This is a genomic window from Xanthomonas sp. D-99, assembly GCF_017746145.1.
Classification (GTDB): Bacteria; Pseudomonadota; Gammaproteobacteria; order Xanthomonadales; family Xanthomonadaceae; genus Xanthomonas; species Xanthomonas cissicola.
In genome coordinates this window covers 16,913-36,833 of the sequence record NZ_JAGHWU010000012.1, presented here as the reverse complement: position 1 = coordinate 36,833, position 19,921 = coordinate 16,913, and the positions used below count along the sequence as shown (strand labels likewise).

Sequence of the window (19,921 nt, the reverse complement as noted above, 5' to 3'; positions counted from 1 at the left end):
GCAACGTTGTCATCGTGCACCAAATTGATGCGACGCGTGCACCAGACTTGCTGCGGCGGGCGCTCGCTTGCACCATAGTGGACGGCAATACCAGTTATGAAACTTGCGCATCAGAATGTGATCTGCACCGCATCTGCACTGCGTTGCGCAACACCATGGAAGACCGCTTCGATGTTGTTGCCGTCCGGATCGAGCACGAACGCAGCGTAGTAGTGCGGGTGATAGGGGCGCTGGCCGGGCGCACCATTGTCGCGACCCCCATGGGCGAGTGCCGCCTGATGGAAGGCCTGCACCATCGCCACATCGCGTGCCTGAAACGCTAGGTGATGGCGGCCGGTCAGCACACCTTGTGCCACCGTGTTGCGGTCGGAGACGAACAGTTCGTCGGCCCAGAAGAAGCCGTCGCCTTCGCCACCGACCGGAATGCCGAGCACGTCCAGCACAGCCTGGTAGAAGCGCCGGCTGGCCGGTAGGTCCTGCACCACCAGGTGCAGATGGTCGATCAAGCGTCCGCGCGACAGCTGCGATGTTTGCATGGAGCGTGCTCCGGCAATGACGGGAGCACAGTTGATACCACCGCAGCTGCCGGCTGTTCTTCACCTCGCAGCGATGCGGTGCGCAGGGCGGCTTCCAGAGCGTGGCGCGTAGTTGCCAGGTGCGCGCAGACGGCGCACACCAACCGCGGTGCACGCATGGTCGATGCTGCACCGAGCACCGAGCACCGAGCACCGAGCACCGAGCACCGAGCACCGAGCACCGAGCACCGGCTGCGTCCGCCTGGCGCTGGCAGTGAGTGTGTTTGCCGCTCCAAAGAGGCCGTAGGCAACGCCTGGCCGATACGCACACGCCCCGGGCTGGCCGGGGCGTGTGGTCGACTCTCGATGTCGAAGATTGCCATGCGTGCATCGACGCCGCGTTCTCGATCACGGCGCAGGCTGCGGATGCCTCGTGCTGATCGCGAGATGGCCGATCGCATCGCCCGCCTCACGATCACGAGGACGAGATCGGCTGCTCAAGCGCAGCGCTTACCAGCGGTAGTTGATGCGCCCATACACATACGCACCGTTGAAGCCGAACGGCGACAGGTTGCTGTAGGGGAATTGCCCGCTGGTGGAATTGGCGAAGCTGTTTTCGTCCGGATATTCATCCAGCACATTGTCTGCGCCCAGCGTCAGCGTCCAACGGTCGACCTTGTAGCTGGCCGATGCATCCACCACCCACTTGGCACCGAAGGTCTGGTCGTTGCTCGCGTCTGCCGGGCGGGTGCTGTACTTGCCGTAGCGCGTGGCCCCGAGTGCCAGCGTCCAGTGCTCCAGGTTCCAGCTGCCGTTGATCAGGAACTTGTCGCGCGGGAAGCCTTCTTCGATGCGGCCACGCTCGGTGCGGTCGATGCGCTCCAGGCTCAGCCCGTTGGCCGACAACGCTGCCGGGTTGGCGGCCACGCTGCGCACCTCGGTTTCCGAGTAGTTGTAGCCGGCGGTCAGGTCCACGCTGCTGGCGGCCAGCTGCCAGCGGTAGCTCCCCACCACGTCCACGCCGCGCGTGCGCGTGTCCACTGCATTAGTGAAGTAGCGCCCGCCGTTGATGCCGAAGATGCCCTGCGATTCCAGCAGGCTGCGCACGCCGGTGCCGGTGAGGTTGGACGACAGCACGATGCGGTCGTCCACATCGATCTGGTATGCATCCACGGTGAGGTAGAGCGCATCGGTCGGCTGCAGCACCAGGCCCAGGCTGTAGGACAGCGAGGTTTCCGCATCCAGCGGTTCGGCGCCGAGCGCGCGCGCTACGTTGCTGTCGGCGGGGAAGGTGCGGATCTCGAACGGGTTCGGGTTGCCGGCCAGGAAGGTGGTGCTGGTGGACTGGAAATATTGCTGCGCCAGCGATGGCGCGCGGAAGCCCGACGACACCGTGCCGCGCAACGCGATCCTGTCGGTGAAGGCGTAGCGCGCCGACAACTTGCCCGAGGCCTGGCTGCCGAAATCGCTGAAGTCCTCGTACCGCCCGGCCAGGCCGGCAGAGAACTTGTCGGTGAAGTCGGCTTCCAGATCCGCATACAGCGCGTAGCTGTCGCGCGAGTACTGGCCCGAGACGCTGGGCGCGAATCCACCGAAGCCCTGCGCGCCGCCGGCCAGTGTGCCGGTCTGGAAATACGAGCCCACTTCGCCCGGTGACTGGTTCCACTTTTCGTTGCGGTACTCGGCGCCGAAGGCCACCGTCACCGGATAGGCCAGGCCCCAGTCGAAACCGCGCTTGACGTCCAGGTTGACGATGTTCTGCGTGGTTTCCAGCGCGCCGTCGTAGAACGAGGTGGGCGAGGTCGGGCCCAGGCTCACATTGAGCGTATTGCGGGTATGGAAATCGATGCGGTTGTAGCCGTAGTTGTAGCTGGCGTCCCAGTCCCAACCGCTGGCGGTGGAACCGCGCACGCCGGCCACCAGCGAGCGGTCCTTGGCGTAGGTCTGGATTTCCGGCAGGAAGCCCTGCGGATAGATCGACAAGATATTCTGGGTGGTGCTGCCCGGCGCGCGGAAGAACGCGAACGAGGTGATGTCGCGGTTGCTGGCGGTGGCGAACGCATAGCCGGTGATGCTGTCGCTGAAGGCGAATTCGGTATTGGCCGAGACCGCCTGCGCATTGACCTCCGGGTCGCCGATCTTGAACGCCTTCTGGCCGACTGCCGGCTGCGAGACGCTGGGCGCGCCGGCATAGGCGCGCGCACGGTCGGTGGGATCCTGCTGGTTGAGCTGGGCGGCGACGTGCAGCCAGCCGCGGTCGCCGCCGTAGGCCACGCCGGTGTCGCCGGAGAGCTCGTAGTTGTTGCCGTCGCCCGCCGAATACTGGCCGAAGCCGGCTTGCAGGCTGCCGCCCTTTTCTGCGCCCTTGAGCACGATGTTGACCACACCGGCAATGGCGTCGGAGCCGTATTGGGCCGAGGCGCCGTCGCGCAGCACTTCCACCCGTGCGATGGCCGCGACCGGGATGGTGTTCAGATCCACCGCCGCCGCGCCGCGACCAATGGTGCCGTTGAGGTTGAGCAGCGAGGAGGTATGGCGGCGCTTGCCATTGACCAGCACCAGCACCTGATCGGGCGACAGGCCGCGCAGCTGCGCGGGGCGGATCGCGCTGGTGCCATCGCTCAGCGCCGGGCGCGGGAAGTTCAACGAGGGCAGGGCGCGCGCCAGCGCGGTGGCCAGTTCCGGGGTGCCGGTGGCCTGCAGCGATTCGGCGCTGATGATGTCGATCGGCGACTGCGACTCGGCCACGGTGCGGTCCGACACGCGGGTGCCGGTGACGATGACCGTATCCAGGGTGTTGGCCGGGGCAGTCGCCGGCGCGGCGGTCTGGGCCAGGGCGGGGGAGGCAAGCAGTGCAGCGACCACGGCGGTCGCAAGCGCGGAAACGGGGGTGTTCATGACAACTCCAAAAACGTGGGTCCAGGCAGGACCAGGCAAGGCTAGGCTAGGCAGGCGGCGGTCGCGGGAGGGCGAAGAAGACGGCGGCCACGCTGAAGGCGCTAATTATTCGTTAACGCTAGAATGGCGTCGCAGGAATGCTGCTCATCTGCTCATTCCTTTTCGTTCTATTGGACTGTCCATCAATGATTTCCCTGCGTAACTTCTCCATGCGACGCGGCGAGCGTCTGCTGCTCTCCAATGTCGACCTGACCATGCACGCCGGCTACCGCGTCGGTGTGGTGGGCCGTAACGGCACCGGCAAGTCAAGCCTGTTCGCTGCGGTGAAGGGCGAGCTGGAGGCCGACAAGGGCGATGTCGATCTGCCCGGCAAAGTGCGCACGGCCAGCGTTTCGCAGGAAACCCCGTCCTTGCCCGACCCGGCGCTGTCGTTCGTACTGGGCGGGGACATCGAAGTCTCCGCGGTGCTGCAGGAAGAAGCCGCAGCCACCGCGCGCGAAGACTGGGAGGCGGTGGCCAACGCACACCAGAAAATGGCCGAGATCGGTGCCTACGACGCCGAAGCGCGCGCCGGCAAGTTGCTGCACGGTCTGGGATTTCCAGCAGACACGCACCATCGCGCGGTGTCGTCGTTCTCCGGCGGCTGGCGCGTGCGGCTGAATCTGGCGCGCGCGCTGATGATGCCCAGCGACCTGCTGCTGCTCGACGAACCGACCAACCACTTGGACATGGATGCGGTGCTGTGGCTGGAGCAGTGGCTGCTCAAGTACCCGGGTACGCTGCTGCTGATTTCGCATGACCGCGAATTTCTCGACAACGTGGCCACCCACACCCTGCACCTGCATGGCGGCACCGCCAAGCTGTATGTCGGTGGCTACACCGATTTCGAACGCCAGCGCATCGAACATTTGCGTCAGCAACAGATCGCGCACGGCAAGGAACAGGCCGAGCGCGCGCATCTGCAGAGCTTCATCGACCGCTTCAAGGCGCAGGCCAGCAAGGCGACCCAGGCGCAGAGCCGCATGAAGCGCCTGGCCAAGATGGCCGGCACCGAGGCGGTGCGCGCCGAGCGCGAGTTTCGCATCCAGTTCGCGCAGCCCAATCGTCTGCCGTTTTCGTTGATTCGGTTGAATCATGCCGCTTGCGGCTATGCCGCTGCGCCGCGGGATTCTGGAATCGGGAATGGGGAATCGCAAAAGCGTGGTTCCAGCGATGCCATTACCGTGCTGCATGATGTTGGATTCGGGCTAGAGGCGGGTGACCGGATTGGTTTGCTTGGGCCCAATGGCGCGGGTAAGTCGACGCTGGTCAAAACGCTGGTGGGCGAGCTGGCGCCACTATCTGGCGAGCGCAGCGCGCATCCGGATTTGCGCATCGGTTACTTCGCCCAGCACACGGTGGAATCGCTGCACGAAGGCCAATCGCCGATGGACCACTTCCGCGAGCTGTCGCCGGATGGCGCCAATCAGGCGTTTCGCGATTTTTTGGGTAAATGGAATTTCGCCGGCGACCGCGCCTTCGAAGTGGTGGATGGCTTCTCCGGCGGCGAGCGCGCGCGTCTGGCGCTGGCGTTGATCGCCTGGCAGCAGCCGAACGTGCTGCTGCTCGACGAACCGACCAACCACTTGGACCTGGAAATGCGTGAAGCGCTGGCCGAGGCGCTGAGCGATTTTGAGGGGGCCATCGTGATGGTCTCGCACGACCGCCATCTGATCGGCCTGGTCTGCGACAGTTTCTGGCGCGTGGCCGATGGCGTGGTCGAGCCGTTCGCCGGCGACCTGGACGAATACGCGGCCTGGTTGCGTAGTCGCCCGGCTGCGCAGGGCACCAAGCAGAAGATGGCCGAAGTGGCGCCGACTCCGCCACCGCCCACCAAGCCGCTGCCGCCGAAAAAAGCCGTCAACCCGCACAAGCTGGCCAGCGCCGAAAAGCGCGTCGGCGAGCTGGAAGCGGCGCTTGCTGCGCTGGATCGCGAGCTGGCCAATCCCGGCAACTACGCCGACAGCGAGAAGATGGCCGTGCTCGGACGCGACCGCGAAGCAACCGCGCTGCAGCTGGCTGAGGCAGAGGCGGCGTGGATGGAGTTGATCGACGGTGCGTAAGAGCGGCTGACAATACGACTGCGCAGCCATCGGGTGGCTGCGGCCGGTGCGCGGTGCGGCAGGTAACCCTCTTACGTTGTGGTTCTGCGCACGGTTCGTACCCGCCTGCCGATTGCGCTACCTGTCGTTAGTCACGACAAATACCGCTGGGTTACGCTGCGCCTGGAGCCCAACAAGGAGGTTGCCCATGATCACCGCCACCATCAGCCTGGAAGACCATCTGGCCGCACAGCGCCTGCATGCGCGTCAGTCGTCCAAACGTGTGATGGTGTTTCTGGCTGTTCTGCTGCTGGTCGGCGTAGTGGTGCTGCAACTGAGTGACGCGAACGAGATCATTGGCCAGGTGCTGATCGGCAGCGGTGGCGGCGGGTTGATCGGCCTGGCGCTGTTGCACGTGTGGGGCCTGCCACGGCGGATCAAACGCCTGCACGCGCAGCAGGCCGCGCTGCGGCATCCCTACACCTATGCATGGGACGAGAACGCACTGGAAATCACCTGGGCGGACGGCCATCTGCGTCGCCCCTGGTCCGATTACATCCGCATCCGCGAAAACGAGCGGGTGCTGCTGCTGTACCACAACGACCGGCTGTTCGAGCTGTTCTGCCCGCACTGGTTCGCCGACAGGGCGCAGTACGAGGCGTTTCGTCAGCTGGCGGTGCAGGTGGGAAAGACGTCCAAGGCGTCCTAAGCGCGGCAGTGCTGCTCAGCTGCTGCCGTGCTGTTCGGCCAGTAGCCAATCGCGCAACCGGCGCCCGGCGTCGCTTTGCGGCCGCGAGCGTAGCCGCGTCAGCCAGTAGCGCCCGGCATCGATGGCGATCGGGAACGGGCAGACCAGGCGCCCGGCATCCAGGTCCTGGCGAAACATCGGCAGCGGCAACAACGCCACGCCGGCACCGGCTGCCGCTGCGCTGGCCAGGGTGAGCGACGAATCGAACATGGTGCCGCGCGCGGGCACCTCCGTCACACGCGCCGCGCGAAACCACTGCGGCCACTCATCCAGACGATACGAGCGCAGTAACGGCACGCGCGCCAGATCCTCCGGCACGCCCAAGCCGCGCGCCATTGCCGGCGCACACACCGGCGCAAAGGGCGCTTCCATCACCGCTTCGGCAACCTGGCCCTGCCAGTCGCCATCGCCGAAGCGGATGGCCAGATCCAGGCCTTCTCCGGCCAGGTCGACGCGGTTGTTGTGGGTGGACAGGCGCAGCTCGATATCCGCATGCGCTGCATGAAATGCCGCCAGCCGCGGCAACAGCCAGCCGGTGGCGAAGGTGCCGACCACGCCCACGCTGAGCACCTCACGGTAACGGCCATTGGCGAAGCGTTCCAAGGTGGCGGCGATGCGGTCGAAGGCCTCGCCGAGCACCGGTGCCAGCGCGGCGCCTTCGTCGGTCAGTGCCACCCCGCGCGGCAGGCGGTGGAACAGGCTGGTGCCCAGCTGCTGCTCCAGCGCCTTGATCTGGTGACTCAGCGCGGCCTGGCTGACGCACAACTCGTTGGCCGCGCGGGTCAGATTCTGATGGCGCGCGGCGGCTTCGAACGCGCGCAGGGCATTGAGCGGCAGGCGGGGTCGGGGCATGGGCAGAGATTAGTCCAATTCATGCCTGAGATCGAAACATCGCGATGGTCGGCTGCGTCGTGCGCATCGATACTGCGGGCTCTCTCAAGGAGGCAACCGCATGTTGAATCGGCGACAGTTCCTGTACGCAACCGGCGCGGGCGTGCTGCTTGCAGCGTCCAGACCCGCGTGTGCGCTCACCCCCGCGGTGAACGTGGACGACATGCTGCGGGCACGGTGGGCGCAGATCGAACGTGGCACTGGCGGCCGCCTGGGCATCTGCCTGCTCGACAGCGCCACCGGCAAGCGCCTCGGGCAGCGCGAGGACGAGCGCTTTCCGATGTGCAGCACCTTCAAATTTGTATTGGCTGCCGCGGTGCTGCAGCAGGTGGACCAGGGCAAGCTGACGCTGGCACGGCAGGTCAAGATCCGCGCTTCCGACATGCTCGAGCATGCCCCGGTGACCGAACGCCATGTCGGCGGTTCGCTGAGTATCGGCGAACTGTGCCGGGCCACGATGATTTACAGCGACAACCCTGCCGCCAATCTGTTGTTCCCGCTGGTTGGCGACCCGGCCGGCGTGACTGCATTCCTGCGCGGCATCGGCGATGCCCAGACCCGCACCGACCGCTACGAACCGGAGATGAATGGGTTCGCCGCCGGCGACCCCCGCGATACCACCACGCCTGCGGCAATGGCGGCCACGCTGCGCACGCTGCTGCTTGGCGACGCGCTGCAGCCAGCCTCGCGCAAACAGCTGACCGACTGGATGATCGACAACCGCACCGGAGACGATTGCCTGCGTGCGGGGCTCACGGCCGGCTGGAAGATCGGCGACAAGACCGGCAGCAACGGCACCGACACGCGCAACGACATCGCCATCCTCTGGCCGCCGAAGGGCAGGGGGCCACTGCTGCTGACCACGTACTTGAACGGCGCCAAGGTCGACGACGCGGCACGCGATGCGGCGTTGAAGGCGGTGGCAGTTGCGGTACGCGAGAGCATCGCAGGTTGAGTGCAACCGCCAACTGTTTTCCACGTTTCATTCGCGTGTGAACCCACGACGTGCTCGCTGTTACCTGTCGGCTTTTCAGCAGTTCACAGCGCAAATCAAGCTGCGTCATTGGTGTGCGGCGGTTGCGCTGTTGTTTGTGCATGGGCTCGTAATGGCCGCTGCCTGGCAGCCAGCGCCTGGCTAGGTCGAGATACCGCTCTGGCCGCAAGCGGTGCCTGATGCGGTTTGCCATCCGAAGCCAGCGGCGGTGGGCATCGGCGAGGGGCGCTTCCCATGGACCAAGGTGAGCGCTGTCATCCGCCCGACAATGACGGTCTACGCGCCCAAGGGTCGCAACACCCGTGCGGCGGTGCTGGTGTTCCCCGGCGGTAGCGATCAAGTCCTGGCCATGGTTCTGGAAGGGACGGACATCTGCTGCGTTCGGCCTGCGCGCGGCCACACTGCCGATCGCACATGGGCCGCCGCTGGTGGAAACCTGGTCAGCGATGGTTGCCCTGCCGGACGCACCTGGCGCGCGCTGAGTGCAACCGTGCGCAAGCCCGCCGACCGCGCAGCCATCTGCACGCTCAGCGCATTCAGAGCCGCAAAGGCTTGGAGCGGCTACCAAAACGTAGCGAGTAGTCGTCCGGCGGATGTGGACCTTGCGCTCGGAACCGCCGTGTACGCGTGGGACATGCCGCACCTGGCGTCGACCGCGCACGCGTGGCGGAGCGCGCAGTCGTTGGGTAAGCCGCTCTTAATCGAGTGCGCCGGTCAAGACAGGCAGCTCTTGCTGCAGCCGCGCCGGCCCACCCATGGCCGGGTCGCTGACGCTGTCTGCGCCGGTTTCGATGCGCCCGGCCAGACGCTGGGCCACGCCGTCGTGGTTCACCCACAGGTCGTACCAGCCGCCGGTTGCCGCCGCCTTCCAGTGCCGCTGTTCAGTGGTGCCGGGTGCAATGCTGAGGCGTTCGTGCGGCTGTGCGGCTGCGTACGCGCCCGGTTGCAGCTCCACCTGCAGGGCCGTGCTGCCAGCATTGCGCAGCGATAGCGACACGGATGCGGAATCGTTCGGATCCCGCGCCATCTCGGCCACCAGCAGCGGTGCACCCACATCGCCCCGATAGTGACGATGGAAGCCGTTGGGACCGAGCAGCCACAGATCGTAGCGGCCGTCGTAGGTGGTCCACGTGCCGTCCACGGTGGCGCCATTCCCCACCGTATAGCGGCGCGGAATTGCGGCCAGATCGAAGCGGTCGTGGACATGCAGCACCGCCGCCGCGCCCGCGTTGGCCATGCGGAGGTTCACTTCGCCGCGCTCGGGCAGGTAGATCAGCTCCACGCTGGGACGATACGGCAGCGCGCGAGAGCGGCGCACGCCGAACGGTTGCTCGGGCGGCTGCAACGTGGCCGGCAACGGCGGCAGTGCGTGCTCGCGCAAGGCTGCTGCGCGCGCTGCGGTTGCGCCGACATCGGGCAGCGCGGCGGCGAAGGGGCGCGCATCGGTCTGGCGGAAATCGAAGGCGTTGGTCAAGTCGCCGCACACCGCACGCCGCCAGGGCGTGATCTCCGGCGCAGGCACGCCGAAGCGGCGTTCCAGCAGACGCAGCACCGAGGTGTGGTCGTACACCTGCGAATCCACCCAGCCGCCGCGGCTCCATGGCGAGACCAGATACATCGGCACGCGCGGGCCAAGCCCATACGGCCGCCCGCGTAGCGCGGGAAGATCCACTTTCTGTTCGCCCGGTGCCGGGTGGCGGTGATAGTCGTCGTCGGTGGCAATCGTCGATGCGCCGGCAAACCCGCCAGTTGCGCGTGCATCCGGCGACGGTGGCGCGGGCGGCGGCACATGCTCGAAGAAGCCGTCGTTCTCGTCGAACATCACCAGCAAGGCGGTGCGACTCCACACCGCCGGATCGGCAGTGAGCGCATCCAGCACGCGTGCGGTGTAGGCCGCACCCTGGGCGGGGCTGGACGGATCCGGATGCTCGCTGCCGGCCGCATCGGCAATGATGTAGCTCACCGCAGGCAGGCGCCCGCCCAGTACGTCCTCGCGCAGCTGCGCCAGACCGCGCGTGCTCACGCCACGCGCGCGCAGTTGCGGGTCGTGTCCGGGCGCGGCGCTGTACGCCTGTCGAAATGCCGCAAAGCCGGCCAATGGGTTGTCGGTGAAGTTGTCTGCCATGTCCTGATAGATCTGCCAGGACACACCGGCGTGCTGCAGCGCCTGGACGTAGGTGCCCCAGTGATATGGCTCGGCAAAACCGCCCAGTTCCGCAAAGTTGTCGTGCGAATTGCCGATCACCGGGCCGCCTGCGCGCGCCTGCGGATCGTTGCCGCCGGTCCACAGGAACACGCGATTGGAATTGGTGCCGGTCTGGATCGCAGCGTGGTACGCATCGCAGACGGTAAAGGCATCGGCCAGCGCGTACTGGAAGGGAATGTCCGCGCGCGTGTAATAGCCCAGCGCATGATTGTGCTTGGCGGCGGCCCAGTGCCCGAGCCGGCCATGGTCCCAGGCCTGTTGTGCATCCGGCCAGCTATGCGGGGTGCCCTTGACGCGCATGAAGCCGAACTGCGCGGCGGTGTCCAACGCGAACGGCGTCAGCCACTGCCGGCCGTCCTCGCTGGGTTGCAGCCACACCGTGCGCGCCGGTGCGCCCGGCAAGGGCGGCGCAGGAATCGGGAAACGGTCGCCGAACCCGCGCACCCCGGGCAGCGCGCCGAAGTAATGATCGAACGCGCGGTTTTCCTGCATCAGGATCACCACATGCTGAAGATCCTCCAGCGTGCCGTTGCGGCGGTCCGGCGCGATGGCGGCGGCGCGCGCGATGCTGGGCAGCAATGCGGCCGCGCCGCTGGTGAAGCCGGCTTGCAGCAGGCGGCGTCGGGGCAGATCGATCATGTGGGCTCATCGCATCGGAAGGACCGCTCGCACCGATGTCTGGTGCGGGCATCGCATAGCATGGCAGTTCACCGTTACAGGTCCAGCGTCAGGGTCAGGCCCACGGTGCGCGGTGCGGCAATAAAGGCGCTGTCGCTGCCGTCCACGCCTTCCAGATAGCGCTTGTCGGTGAGGTTGCTGACGTTGAGCGCCAGCTGCAGGCCTTTGAGCTGCGAGGTCAGTTGCGAAAGCTCCACCCCCAGATTGGCATCGAAGGTGGTCACGCCATCGAGTGCGGCGCGGTTGGATGCGTCCAGGTAGCGCTTGCCCAGGTAGCGTCCGGAGACACCGAAGCGCCATGCCTGACCGCGCCAGTCGGCCGACACCACCAGCGTATTGCGCGGTTGGCCGACCACCTGTGCACCGGGCGTGATCTCCAATGCGGTATCGCGCGCGGCATCGCCGCTGCCGAGATAATCGGCCTTGTTGTAGGTGTAGGCGCCATTGATGCGCCAGCCGTTGTCCCAGCCGTAGCCCAGCGCTGCTTCCACGCCGCGCGCATGCACGCCGCCGAAGTTTTCGTACACGCCGTCGGTTTCGCCCAGGTAATCGATACCGGTGACGAAGTTGGCCGGCACATACACGATGCGGTTGTCGAAGCGAATGTCGTACAGCGTGACGCTGCCGGTCAACGGCCAGCGGCTGACACGCAGGCCGAGTTCGATGTTGTCGGCGGTTTCCGGTTTCACCCGGCTCAGTGCGACCGGGTCGGTTTCGCCCAGCACGCCGGACGGAATCGCGGCGAAGTTCTGCGAGTAACCGGCAAAGGCTTCCAGGCCCTGCACCGGTGTCGTCCAGGTCAGGCCGGCCGACAGCAGCGGGTCGGAATGCGAATCCGATTGCAGGTGCTGCGCATCGCCGATGCGGCGGTCGCGGGTCTGGTCGACGAAGAATTGCTTTACGCTTACGCGCCAGGCGAATGCGCCATAGCGCATCACGTCTTCCAGGTAATACATCTGCTCGTCGGTCTGGTAGTTATCCTTGAACTGCACCCAATACGGCTGATGATCGAAGCTGATGTTGGTGCCGACGTTGAGCAGGCGGTGCCAGTCGCGGGTGACGCTGCGCTCAACGCGCTCCAGCCAGGCACCGGCACGCACGGTGTTGTCGATGGCGCCGAGATCGGTCCGCCATTCCACATCGGCCATCGCGCCGGCGCGGTGATTGTCGTAGTGGCTATGTCGATACGATTGCACTGGCACCGAACCGGCCGGATAGCAGGCCGGATTGGATTGGGCCGGCATCGCATCGCTGCCGGCACAGCCGGCCAGCATGGTGGCAGCTGCGCCGCCGGGGGTGAGGTAATACAGCTTGCCCAGATCGCTGCCGCCATACACGGTGTTGCCGCCACGCGCCTCGGATTCCGGCATGCCGGCGCCATCGTTGCTGACATCCACCAGATACGGCGGAATCCAGTCGCCGCGCCCCTGCATGCGGTGGGCATAGCCGGTCAGCGTGGTCTTGAAGCCGCTGCCGCCATCAAACGCGCCACGCACGTAGCCAAACGTATTCTTGCGTAATGCACGCGAGCCGGAGCGATAGTTCTGGTCCAGATACGGAATGCCGGTGAGCGTGCCGGTCAGCAGGTCGTGCTCGGGGTCGCGTGCGAATTGCTGCGGGGTCACGCTGGCGTATTCGGATTCGTCGGCATCGTCGTAAGAGGCGTAGCCGCTGAGCGTCCACTGATTCAACACGCTGACGAACTTGCCGGCCAGGTGATCGCGGCTGGTGTGGCCGCTGCCGTCGATCCAGTCGTCGTTGCGTGCCGACGAGCCACTGACCCATGCACGCGTATTGCCGCCGATCAGGCCGGTGTCGTAGCGCGCGTAGTACTTGCGCGCCTGGTTATCGCCAATGCCGCCGATCACGCGCACACGCTGCGTTTCCAGCGGTTCGCTGGTGAGGTAATTCAAGGTGCCGCCCAGCGCCTCGTTGGAGCGCGAGGCGATGTCGGCGGTGCCCTGGCTCACTTCCACCGTTTCCAGATCCGGCATGTCGATAAAGCGGTTGGCCTTGGAGCCACCGCCGTACGCCGAGCCACCATTGGGCACGCCGTCGATCGTGGTGCCGATCTGCTGCGTATCGCGATTGCTGACGAAGCCGCGCATGCTGATTTGCGTGCCCCAATCCGACGAGCCGAAGGCATCGGCTTCGGTCACCACCACGCCGGGCAGTTCGTTGAGCGCATCGTTGACGCTGCCGAGCACGAACTGGCGGTCCAGCATCTCCTTGCTGACGGAGGTCTTGGAATAGGTCATTGCCTGGCCGACCACTTGCACCTGATCCAGCGTCGATACTTGCTCGTCAGCGCTGGCCGGTACGGCTGCGGCCGGGTCGGGGGTTGCGCCGTCGGGAACCTGCTGTGCGTACGCGGGCAGGGTGAGCGGAACCAGCAGTAACGCGAGCGTGGCAGGATGGCGCACGCGCAAGGAGGACATCGAATCCATTGAAATCCACAGCGGGGAAGGGGATCTGGGAAGACTGCCGCGATTGCGTTGCGTGATGATGACCGCGCTGGAAGCGTGGTCTCGATCACTCGTTGGATGTTCGCAGCCTGGGTTGTGAAGCGACGACTGTTTAGTGCTGTTTGGATGTTTCCAGGCGCGCTAACGAAACCGTTGGGCGAAGCGGGTTTGGGTTTGGTCAGCGGGTTGAGTCAGAAGCTGAGTCGGTCGCGGGCGCGGTGCCCTCACCGCTTGCGGGACACGCCGTCAACCCGTCCATGGGGGCTCGATGCGGCATCCATGCCACCAACGGTCCCGCAAGCGGTGAGGACACCGCGCCAGACGGTTTCCTGGCTGTTTATTGAGAGCTATGCGCACCGACCAACTCGACTGGTCCTTGCCCGCTTACCGTCGCGGGACCCTTGGCGGCATGGATGCCGTCACGGAGCTGACAAGGACGTACTTGCAGCGTGTCCCGCGATAGTTGGCGTGCAAGGGCCCTGCAGCCAAGCAACAGATCATCCGCCTGCCGCCGACGCAGCAACAGCATTCAATCGCTTTTCAGAGCGCGCAAAGTGTCGGGATTTATCGAAGCAGTGCTGGTCGCAGCCGCACCTCTGCAGTCCGCTGATCGAACCGTTCAAGCATCCTGGAAAACAGCGCGAAACAGTGTTGTCAGCGGTGCCTGGCGTGCGGCGGCGCTTCGGTCTGCTGTGTTTCCGGCATCAACTCCAGTGCTGACGGCGTGGTGCGCAGCATCGGGCGGAAGGCGATCGGATGGGTGCGGCGGCGGGCGAAGCGCAGCAGCCGCGATAGCGTGAATCCAGCCAGTGCCAACAGCATCACTGCGAAGTACACCGGCAGCGCGGCCGGGCCGAATTTCTGCATGGCACCGCCCGCCAACGCCGGGCCGATCGCCGCACCTACGCCATGCACCAGCAACAAGCTGCTGCTGCCGGACAGCAGGTCTTCGCGCGGCAGGTAATCGAGCATGTGCGCCACCGCGAACGGGTACAGCGAAAACGCCAACCCGCCATAGACGAAGAACAGCACGAACAGCACGGTGGTCTGCGTCTGCACCATCGGCAATGCGGCAGCGATCGCGATGGCAGCGGCCAGCGCGCTCACGGTCACCAGGCCGATGCGGCGGTCATGCCCATCGCTGATGCGCCCGATCGGCCACTGCAGCACCGCACCGCCCACGATGGCGGTGAGCATGAACATCGCCACGCCGTCGGCATCCAGTCCGATGCGGTTGGCGTAGACCGGCAACAAGCCCCAGAACGCACCCATCGCCAGGCCCGACAGTCCCGCGCCGATGGTTGCCACCGGCGCCAACGCGTACAGCGTTTTCAGTCGCAGGCGCGAGACATGCGGCACTTCGGGCGGAATCAGGCGCGTGGTCATCACCGGCATCATTGCCGCACAGATCAGGATCGCCGTCAGCGTGAACATCGCCGGTGCGCCCGCATCGCCGATGGTGAGCAGGACCTGGCCCAGTGCCAGCGCCGACAGATTGATCGCCATGTAGACCGAAAACACCCGGCTGCGCCGACGCGCGTCCGGCTCGGCGTTGAGCCAGCTTTCGATCACCGTATACAGGCCGACCAGCGCCGCGCCGGTCACCAGGCGCAGCACGCCCCAGCCCCAGGCGTTCAACCAGATCGGATGCAGCAACACCGCAATGGCTGCCAGCGCCGCATAAAACGCAAATGCGCGGATATGGCCGATGCGGCGAATCAGCGGTGGTGCAAAGAAGGTGCCGAGAAAGAAGCCGGCGAAGTAGCCGGACATGATCAACCCCAACGCCCGCGCATCGAAACCGGCCTGATCGCCGCGCACGGCGAGCAGGGTGCCCAGCAACCCGCTACCGGTGAGCAGCAGGGCAACGCCAAGCAATAAGGCAGTCAACCGCAACATGGATGCGGCCCTCGTGGGGGGAAAGGCGCGTCGATCACGTGTTCGAGTGTAGCAGCCTGGTCGGTGCGGCTCGATCGGCGCCGTTGGCGCGTGCGCGTTTTTAGCGATTGCGTGGGGATGTGATTGCCGCAGCCCGCGGTTTTGTGGTTGCGCATTCGTTGCGTTGCTTGGGTGCGCAACCCATGCATGCGTGGCGCGCATGGCGCGCACGCAGAGGGGGCGTGCGCCGCACTCGCCGCCATGCTGCCGCCAGCCATGCCTGCGCGTAGCGTGGTACGGCATTGCGTCGGTAAGCCAGCGCATCGACATGTGCGGCTGTCGAAGCGGCCATCGCGCATTGCCGCCGTCGCCTGGCGCCGGCCATGTACACGCATCAGCGGCGGCCCGCTGCCCGTCGCCAGGCACTGCACTTGCCAGCCCGCATGCGTCTAGAATTTGCGCCCCTTGCAACGTCTTCGGCTGATCCTTGCCATGCCCATCTACGGTTTCCAGTGCACTACCTGCGGCCACGCATTCGACCGCCTACAGAAAATGGCCGACCCCGATCCGCAAACCTACCCGGCCTGCGCCGCGGCCACGATCAAGCGCCAGGTCACCGCGCCGTCTTTCCGCCTGTCCGGCAGCGGCTGGTACGAGACCGACTTCAAGTCCGCCGGCGAGAAAAAGAAGAACCTCACCGAAAGCAGCGGCACCGGTGGCGATGCCAAACCGGCGGCGACCGCGGAGAGCAAGCCAGCCGCCAAGCCAGCGTCCGACCCCGCCTGAGCCGGACCAGCGCGCCGCAGCCGCTGGCAGGGCGGAAGTCCCAACCCCTGGACCCAGCCGCACGCGGCGCGCCCATTCGCTGCCTCAGCGCGCCTCGAAACGCCCCCGGCAGCCATCGTTGACCCACACCGTGGCGCGACGATCGTCGTATCCCCAGCTGCGGCCTTCCTCACAGCGTGTGTCCGATAACTGGCGGGTCAGTACCGGGCGGCCATAGCGGCCATCCCAGGCGCAGGCGCGCAGGCGCCGGTCGTCGCTGGCGCAGGTGATGGTGTAGCCGTTGCCGGGGCGGTCGTCGCGGCCGCCATAACCGCCGTCCCAGCCGCCGCCGCGGGCCTGTGCGAATTCGCCCCGGCAGCCGTCGTCCACCCAGATCCGGCCGCCCTCCTGGCGCCAGTTGCGGCCTTCCACACAGGGTGTGTTGGAGAGTTGGCGCACCAACATGGCGCGGCGCCAGCCGGTATCGCAGATCTTCTGACGCTGATCGTTGCTCTCGCAGCGCACCGTTCCAGCGACCCCGCCAAAGTCGCCGGGGCCATTGCCGCCGCCCCAGCCGCCGCCGTTGCGGGTTTCGACGAAACGGCCGCGACAGCCGTTGTCCACCCAGATCCGGCCGCGCTCGCTGCCCCAGTTGCGGCCTTCGATGCAGCGCGTGCCAGAGATGTTTTCCACCAGTACCGCGCGGCCGCGGAACGGCGTATCGCACTCGCGACGGCGATTGTCGTTGCTGGAACAGGTGATGCTGGGGCCGTTCCAGCCGCGCTCCTGGGCGCTGGCAGTGACGCTGGCAAAGGCGCCGGTCAAGGTGATCAGGCCGAAGCCGGAGAGCAGCAGGGCAGTGCGCAGCATCGTGTCGTCCTTGGTGCAGGAGGGGCGTGGCGCCTATTCAGCCGGGCGCTGACTTAAGCGCCCATGAGCGCCCGCGCATTTGCTCCTGTCGCCCGCCGGCCCCAGAATATCCGGCTTTCCGGCGCTGTCCTGCGTCGGGTTTTCAGCGGAGCTTTCGATGCGTACCCACTTCTGCGGCCTGGTCGACGAGACCTTGATCGGCCAAACCGTCACTCTCGCCGGCTGGACCGACGTGGCCCGCAACCTGGGCGGGGTGTGCTTCATCGACCTGCGCGACCACGAGGGCATCGTGCAGGTGACGGTGGAACCGGTGGCCGGCGACGACGCCAGCGCAGAGCTGTTCAAGGTGGCCGCCAGCCTGGGCTACGAGGACGTGTTGCAGGTGGAAGGTGTGGTGCGCGCGCGGCATGCGGTCAACGACAAGCTGCGCAGCGGCAAGGTGGAAGTGATCGCCACGCGCATCAGCATCCTCAACAAGGCCGCGCCGCTGCCGTTCCACGCGCATGAGAATCCGGGCGAAGAAACCCGCCTGAAGTACCGCTATCTTGACCTGCGTCGTCCGGAGATGCAGCGCATGCAGCGCACCCGCATCAAGCTGGTGCAGGCGCTGCGCCGGCATCTGGATGCGCGCGACTTCCAGGACATCGAAACCCCGATCCTGACCAAGGCCACCCCGGAAGGCGCGCGCGACTTCCTGGTGCCGGCGCGCATGCATCCGGGCGAATTCTATGCGCTGCCGCAGAGCCCGCAGCTGTTCAAGCAGATCCTGATGGTGGCCGGCTTCGACCGCTACTACCAGATCGCGCGCTGCTTCCGCGACGAAGCGCTGCGCGCCGACCGCCAGCTGGAATTCACCCAGCTCGACATGGAGTTCGCCTTCGTGCGCGAGCGCGACGTGCAGGATTTCGTCGAAGACATGATCCGCGCCATCTTCAAGGAAGTGGTGGACGTGGACCTGGCTGCGCAGTTCCCGCGCATGACCTGGGCCGAGGCGATGCGCCGCTTTGGGTCGGACAAGCCGGATCTGCGCATCGCGCTGGAACTGGTCGACGTGGCCGAGCTGGTCAAGGCCAGCCAATTCCCGGTGTTCACCGCTGCCGCCAACGATGCCGATGGGCGTGTCGCCGCGCTGCGCATTCCCGGTGGCGCCAGCCTGTCGCGCAAGCAGATCGACGAATACGCAGCGCACGCCGCCAAATACGGCGCCAAGGGCCTGGCCTACATCAAGCTGTCGGAGACCGGCGAGGTCAGTTCGCCGATCGCCAAGTTCTTCAGTGAAGAATCCTTCGCCGCGCTGCTCAAGCATGTGGGCGCCGGCAATGGCGACATCGTGTTCTTCGGTGCCGGCGGCTACACCAAGGTGTCCGACTTCATGGGCGCGCTGCGCCTGAAGGCCGGCAAGGAGTTCAACCTGATCGCCGACGGCTGGGCGCCGCTGTGGGTCACCGACTTTCCGATGTTCGAATGGGACGAAGAGGCGCAGCGTTACGTCGCCTTGCATCACCCCTTCACCGCACCGGCGGTGGACGATATTGCCGACCTGCGCGCCAATGCCCGCACTGCGGTCTCGCGCGGCTACGACATGGTGCTCAACGGCAATGAAATCGGCGGCGGCTCGATCCGTATCCATCGCCCGGACATGCAGAGCGCAGTGTTCGAACTGCTCGGCATCGGTGCCGAAGAGGCGCGCGCCAAGTTCGGCTTCCTGCTGGATGCCTTGAACTATGGCGCACCGCCGCACGGCGGCATCGCCTTCGGTATCGACCGCATCGCCGCGCTGATGGCCGGTACCGAGTCGATTCGCGACGTCATCCCGTTCCCCAAGACCACCGGCGCGCAGGATCTGATGACCGACGCCCCGTCGCCGATCGCTGCCGACCAGCTCGCCGAAGTGCACGTGCAGGTGCGCCCGAAGCAGGTCTGATCCGCCATCGCACACGGCCACGCCCGTTGCGTGGCCGTGTGCGCTCATGCGCAGCGAGCAGTTTGCGCGCAAGGCTTTGCCGGCCGGTCCGCGCTGCACTCAGCGCGCGGATCGAACAGCTTCACGCGCAGCTCGCGTGCGTAGGTCGCTCCCCCCAAATCTCGCACGGCGACTTTCCTAAAACCTCAGTACCTGCAGAGGAACTGCGCGCAGGCTCAAGCAGGCGATGCAGCGCTTTTTGTGCCACTCCATCGCACATGTCAATAAGACCTCAGGGTGCTCACACCACCAGCCGAGCAGACGCATCCAGTGTCCGGCGCGCAGGGCGCTCGACAATTCCCGATTCCCGATTCTCCATTCCCCACTTGCAGCAACGCCGCGGCATGCGAGAAGCTGCCGCGTCGACTTGCCAGAGGGGCCCGCATGACCCGCATTCGCCGCGCCACGCCGGACGATGCCGAAGCGCTGTCGCTTCTGGCCGCGCAGACCTTTACCGAAACCTTCGGGCATCTGTATCCGGAAGAGGACCTGCGCGGTTTTCTGGAAGAGACCTATGCCGTGGAGCGCGCGCGGACCGTGCTGGCGCACCCGGATTACGCGATCTGGCTGCTGGAGATGGACAACCTGCTGGTCGGCCATGCGGCCGCCGGCCCCTGCGGACTGCCGCATGACCAGGTGCGTCCCGGCGATGGGGAGCTGAAGCGGTTGTATCTGCTGAAGGACTATCAGAACAGCGGCTGGGGCAGCCGATTGTTCGAAACCGCACTGCAATGGTTGGAGCGCGACGGTCCACGCACCTTGTGGATCGGCGTGTGGTCGGAGAATTTCGGCGCGCAACGCTTCTACGCCCGCTACGGATTCGAAAAGGTGGGCGAATACGATTTTCCGGTTGGCAAGATCGTCGACCGCGAATACATCCTGCGGCGCAGGCCGGTGCTGGCAGCGGACTGAACGCACCAGTGCTGCCGCCGGTTGCCATTGCGCGTTGGCCCTGGCATCCAGCGCGCA

The 19,921-nt window shown here is 66.0% G+C and carries 13 protein-coding genes, 1 other RNA gene and 1 pseudogene; 7 read left to right on the top strand and 8 right to left on the bottom strand.

The window, feature by feature from the left end; translation table 11 throughout:
• Nucleotides 1-110 precede the first annotated feature (110 nt).
• Entirely contained in the window at nucleotides 111-536 is a 426-nt protein-coding gene (locus tag J7360_RS06055) for a VOC family protein (protein ID WP_007964927.1), read from the bottom strand.
• Between the two features lie 489 nt (nucleotides 537-1,025).
• Nucleotides 1,026-3,413, bottom strand: coding sequence for a TonB-dependent receptor (locus tag J7360_RS06050; RefSeq protein WP_057659619.1), 2,388 nt, complete (start codon nucleotides 3,411-3,413; stop codon nucleotides 1,026-1,028).
• A 185-nt stretch (nucleotides 3,414-3,598) separates the two neighbouring features.
• On the opposite strand from J7360_RS06050, the gene J7360_RS06045 reads away from it, so the two are divergent.
• Complete coding sequence (locus tag J7360_RS06045) at nucleotides 3,599-5,515, top strand: ABC-F family ATP-binding cassette domain-containing protein (protein ID WP_209033449.1); 1,917 nt, start codon at nucleotides 3,599-3,601, stop codon at nucleotides 5,513-5,515.
• Nucleotides 5,516-5,702: 187 nt separating this feature from the next.
• The gene (locus J7360_RS06040; RefSeq protein WP_007964933.1) at nucleotides 5,703-6,203 is read left to right on the top strand and encodes a YcxB family protein; all 501 of its coding nucleotides are present in this window, start codon (nucleotides 5,703-5,705) and stop codon (nucleotides 6,201-6,203) included.
• Nucleotides 6,204-6,218: 15 nt separating this feature from the next.
• Here J7360_RS06040 and ampR read toward each other — a convergent pair whose 3' ends face one another.
• Complete coding sequence (gene ampR / locus J7360_RS06035) at nucleotides 6,219-7,094, bottom strand: LysR family transcriptional regulator AmpR (protein WP_057659617.1); 876 nt, start codon at nucleotides 7,092-7,094, stop codon at nucleotides 6,219-6,221.
• Between the two features lie 100 nt (nucleotides 7,095-7,194).
• Here ampR and bla point away from each other — a divergent pair, with 100 nt between their 5' ends.
• Both bla and J7360_RS06025 read left to right on the top strand, forming a co-directional pair.
• Entirely contained in the window at nucleotides 7,195-8,088 is an 894-nt protein-coding gene (bla, locus tag J7360_RS06030; protein WP_209033447.1) for a class A beta-lactamase, read from the top strand.
• A gap of 151 nt (nucleotides 8,089-8,239) precedes the next feature.
• Nucleotides 8,240-8,503, top strand: a pseudogene (locus tag J7360_RS06025) (alpha/beta hydrolase); the annotation flags it as partial.
• A gap of 183 nt (nucleotides 8,504-8,686) precedes the next feature.
• Here the strand turns inward: J7360_RS06025 and J7360_RS06020 are convergent.
• The 4 genes from J7360_RS06020 to J7360_RS06005 form a co-directional block, all read right to left on the bottom strand.
• Nucleotides 8,687-8,763, bottom strand: a non-coding RNA gene (locus J7360_RS06020) — sX9 sRNA.
• Nucleotides 8,764-8,824: 61 nt separating this feature from the next.
• Nucleotides 8,825-10,972 (bottom strand): phospholipase C, phosphocholine-specific, encoded by a 2,148-nt coding sequence (locus tag J7360_RS06015; protein ID WP_209033445.1) that lies wholly within the window; start codon nucleotides 10,970-10,972, stop codon nucleotides 8,825-8,827.
• Between the two features lie 74 nt (nucleotides 10,973-11,046).
• Entirely contained in the window at nucleotides 11,047-13,518 is a 2,472-nt protein-coding gene (locus J7360_RS06010; protein ID WP_176214990.1) for a TonB-dependent receptor, read from the bottom strand.
• 612 nt (nucleotides 13,519-14,130) lie between these two features.
• Nucleotides 14,131-15,375 carry an MFS transporter gene (locus tag J7360_RS06005; protein ID WP_022558716.1) on the bottom strand — a complete coding sequence of 415 codons (1,245 nt, stop codon included), beginning with the start codon at nucleotides 15,373-15,375 and terminating at the stop codon, nucleotides 14,131-14,133.
• Nucleotides 15,376-15,846: 471 nt separating this feature from the next.
• Here J7360_RS06005 and J7360_RS06000 point away from each other — a divergent pair, with 471 nt between their 5' ends.
• Nucleotides 15,847-16,140, top strand: a complete 294-nt coding sequence (locus J7360_RS06000; RefSeq protein ID WP_057659608.1) for a zinc ribbon domain-containing protein — start codon at nucleotides 15,847-15,849, stop codon at nucleotides 16,138-16,140.
• A gap of 84 nt (nucleotides 16,141-16,224) precedes the next feature.
• Here the strand turns inward: J7360_RS06000 and J7360_RS05995 are convergent, their stop codons facing one another.
• Nucleotides 16,225-16,989, bottom strand: coding sequence for a DUF3011 domain-containing protein (locus J7360_RS05995; RefSeq protein WP_007967215.1), 765 nt, complete (start codon nucleotides 16,987-16,989; stop codon nucleotides 16,225-16,227).
• Nucleotides 16,990-17,146: 157 nt separating this feature from the next.
• Here J7360_RS05995 and aspS point away from each other — a divergent pair, with 157 nt between their 5' ends.
• On the top strand, nucleotides 17,147-18,913 hold the full coding sequence (aspS, locus tag J7360_RS05990; protein ID WP_194271689.1) for an aspartate--tRNA ligase: 1,767 nt from the start codon (nucleotides 17,147-17,149) through the stop codon (nucleotides 18,911-18,913).
• Nucleotides 18,914-19,336: 423 nt separating this feature from the next.
• Nucleotides 19,337-19,864 carry an N-acetyltransferase gene (locus tag J7360_RS05985; protein WP_005913643.1) on the top strand — a complete coding sequence of 176 codons (528 nt, stop codon included), beginning with the start codon at nucleotides 19,337-19,339 and terminating at the stop codon, nucleotides 19,862-19,864.
• Nucleotides 19,865-19,921 lie beyond the last annotated feature (57 nt).

What these genes read in the sequence shown, in the direction of transcription:
- J7360_RS06055 (WP_007964927.1), bottom strand. Translation starts at nt 536, where the DNA reads ATGCAAACATCGCAGCTGTCGCGCGGACGCTTGATCGACCATCTGCAC.
- J7360_RS06050 (WP_057659619.1), bottom strand. Translation starts at nt 3,413, where the DNA reads ATGAACACCCCCGTTTCCGCGCTTGCGACCGCCGTGGTCGCTGCACTG.
- J7360_RS06045 (WP_209033449.1), top strand. Translation starts at nt 3,599, where the DNA reads ATGATTTCCCTGCGTAACTTCTCCATGCGACGCGGCGAGCGTCTGCTG.
- J7360_RS06040 (WP_007964933.1), top strand. Translation starts at nt 5,703, where the DNA reads ATGATCACCGCCACCATCAGCCTGGAAGACCATCTGGCCGCACAGCGC.
- ampR (WP_057659617.1), bottom strand. Translation starts at nt 7,094, where the DNA reads ATGCCCCGACCCCGCCTGCCGCTCAATGCCCTGCGCGCGTTCGAAGCC.
- bla (WP_209033447.1), top strand. Translation starts at nt 7,195, where the DNA reads ATGTTGAATCGGCGACAGTTCCTGTACGCAACCGGCGCGGGCGTGCTG.
- J7360_RS06015 (WP_209033445.1), bottom strand. Translation starts at nt 10,972, where the DNA reads ATGATCGATCTGCCCCGACGCCGCCTGCTGCAAGCCGGCTTCACCAGC.
- J7360_RS06005 (WP_022558716.1), bottom strand. Translation starts at nt 15,375, where the DNA reads ATGTTGCGGTTGACTGCCTTATTGCTTGGCGTTGCCCTGCTGCTCACC.
- J7360_RS06000 (WP_057659608.1), top strand. Translation starts at nt 15,847, where the DNA reads ATGCCCATCTACGGTTTCCAGTGCACTACCTGCGGCCACGCATTCGAC.
- J7360_RS05995 (WP_007967215.1), bottom strand. Translation starts at nt 16,989, where the DNA reads ATGCTGCGCACTGCCCTGCTGCTCTCCGGCTTCGGCCTGATCACCTTG.
- aspS (WP_194271689.1), top strand. Translation starts at nt 17,147, where the DNA reads ATGCGTACCCACTTCTGCGGCCTGGTCGACGAGACCTTGATCGGCCAA.
- J7360_RS05985 (WP_005913643.1), top strand. Translation starts at nt 19,337, where the DNA reads ATGACCCGCATTCGCCGCGCCACGCCGGACGATGCCGAAGCGCTGTCG.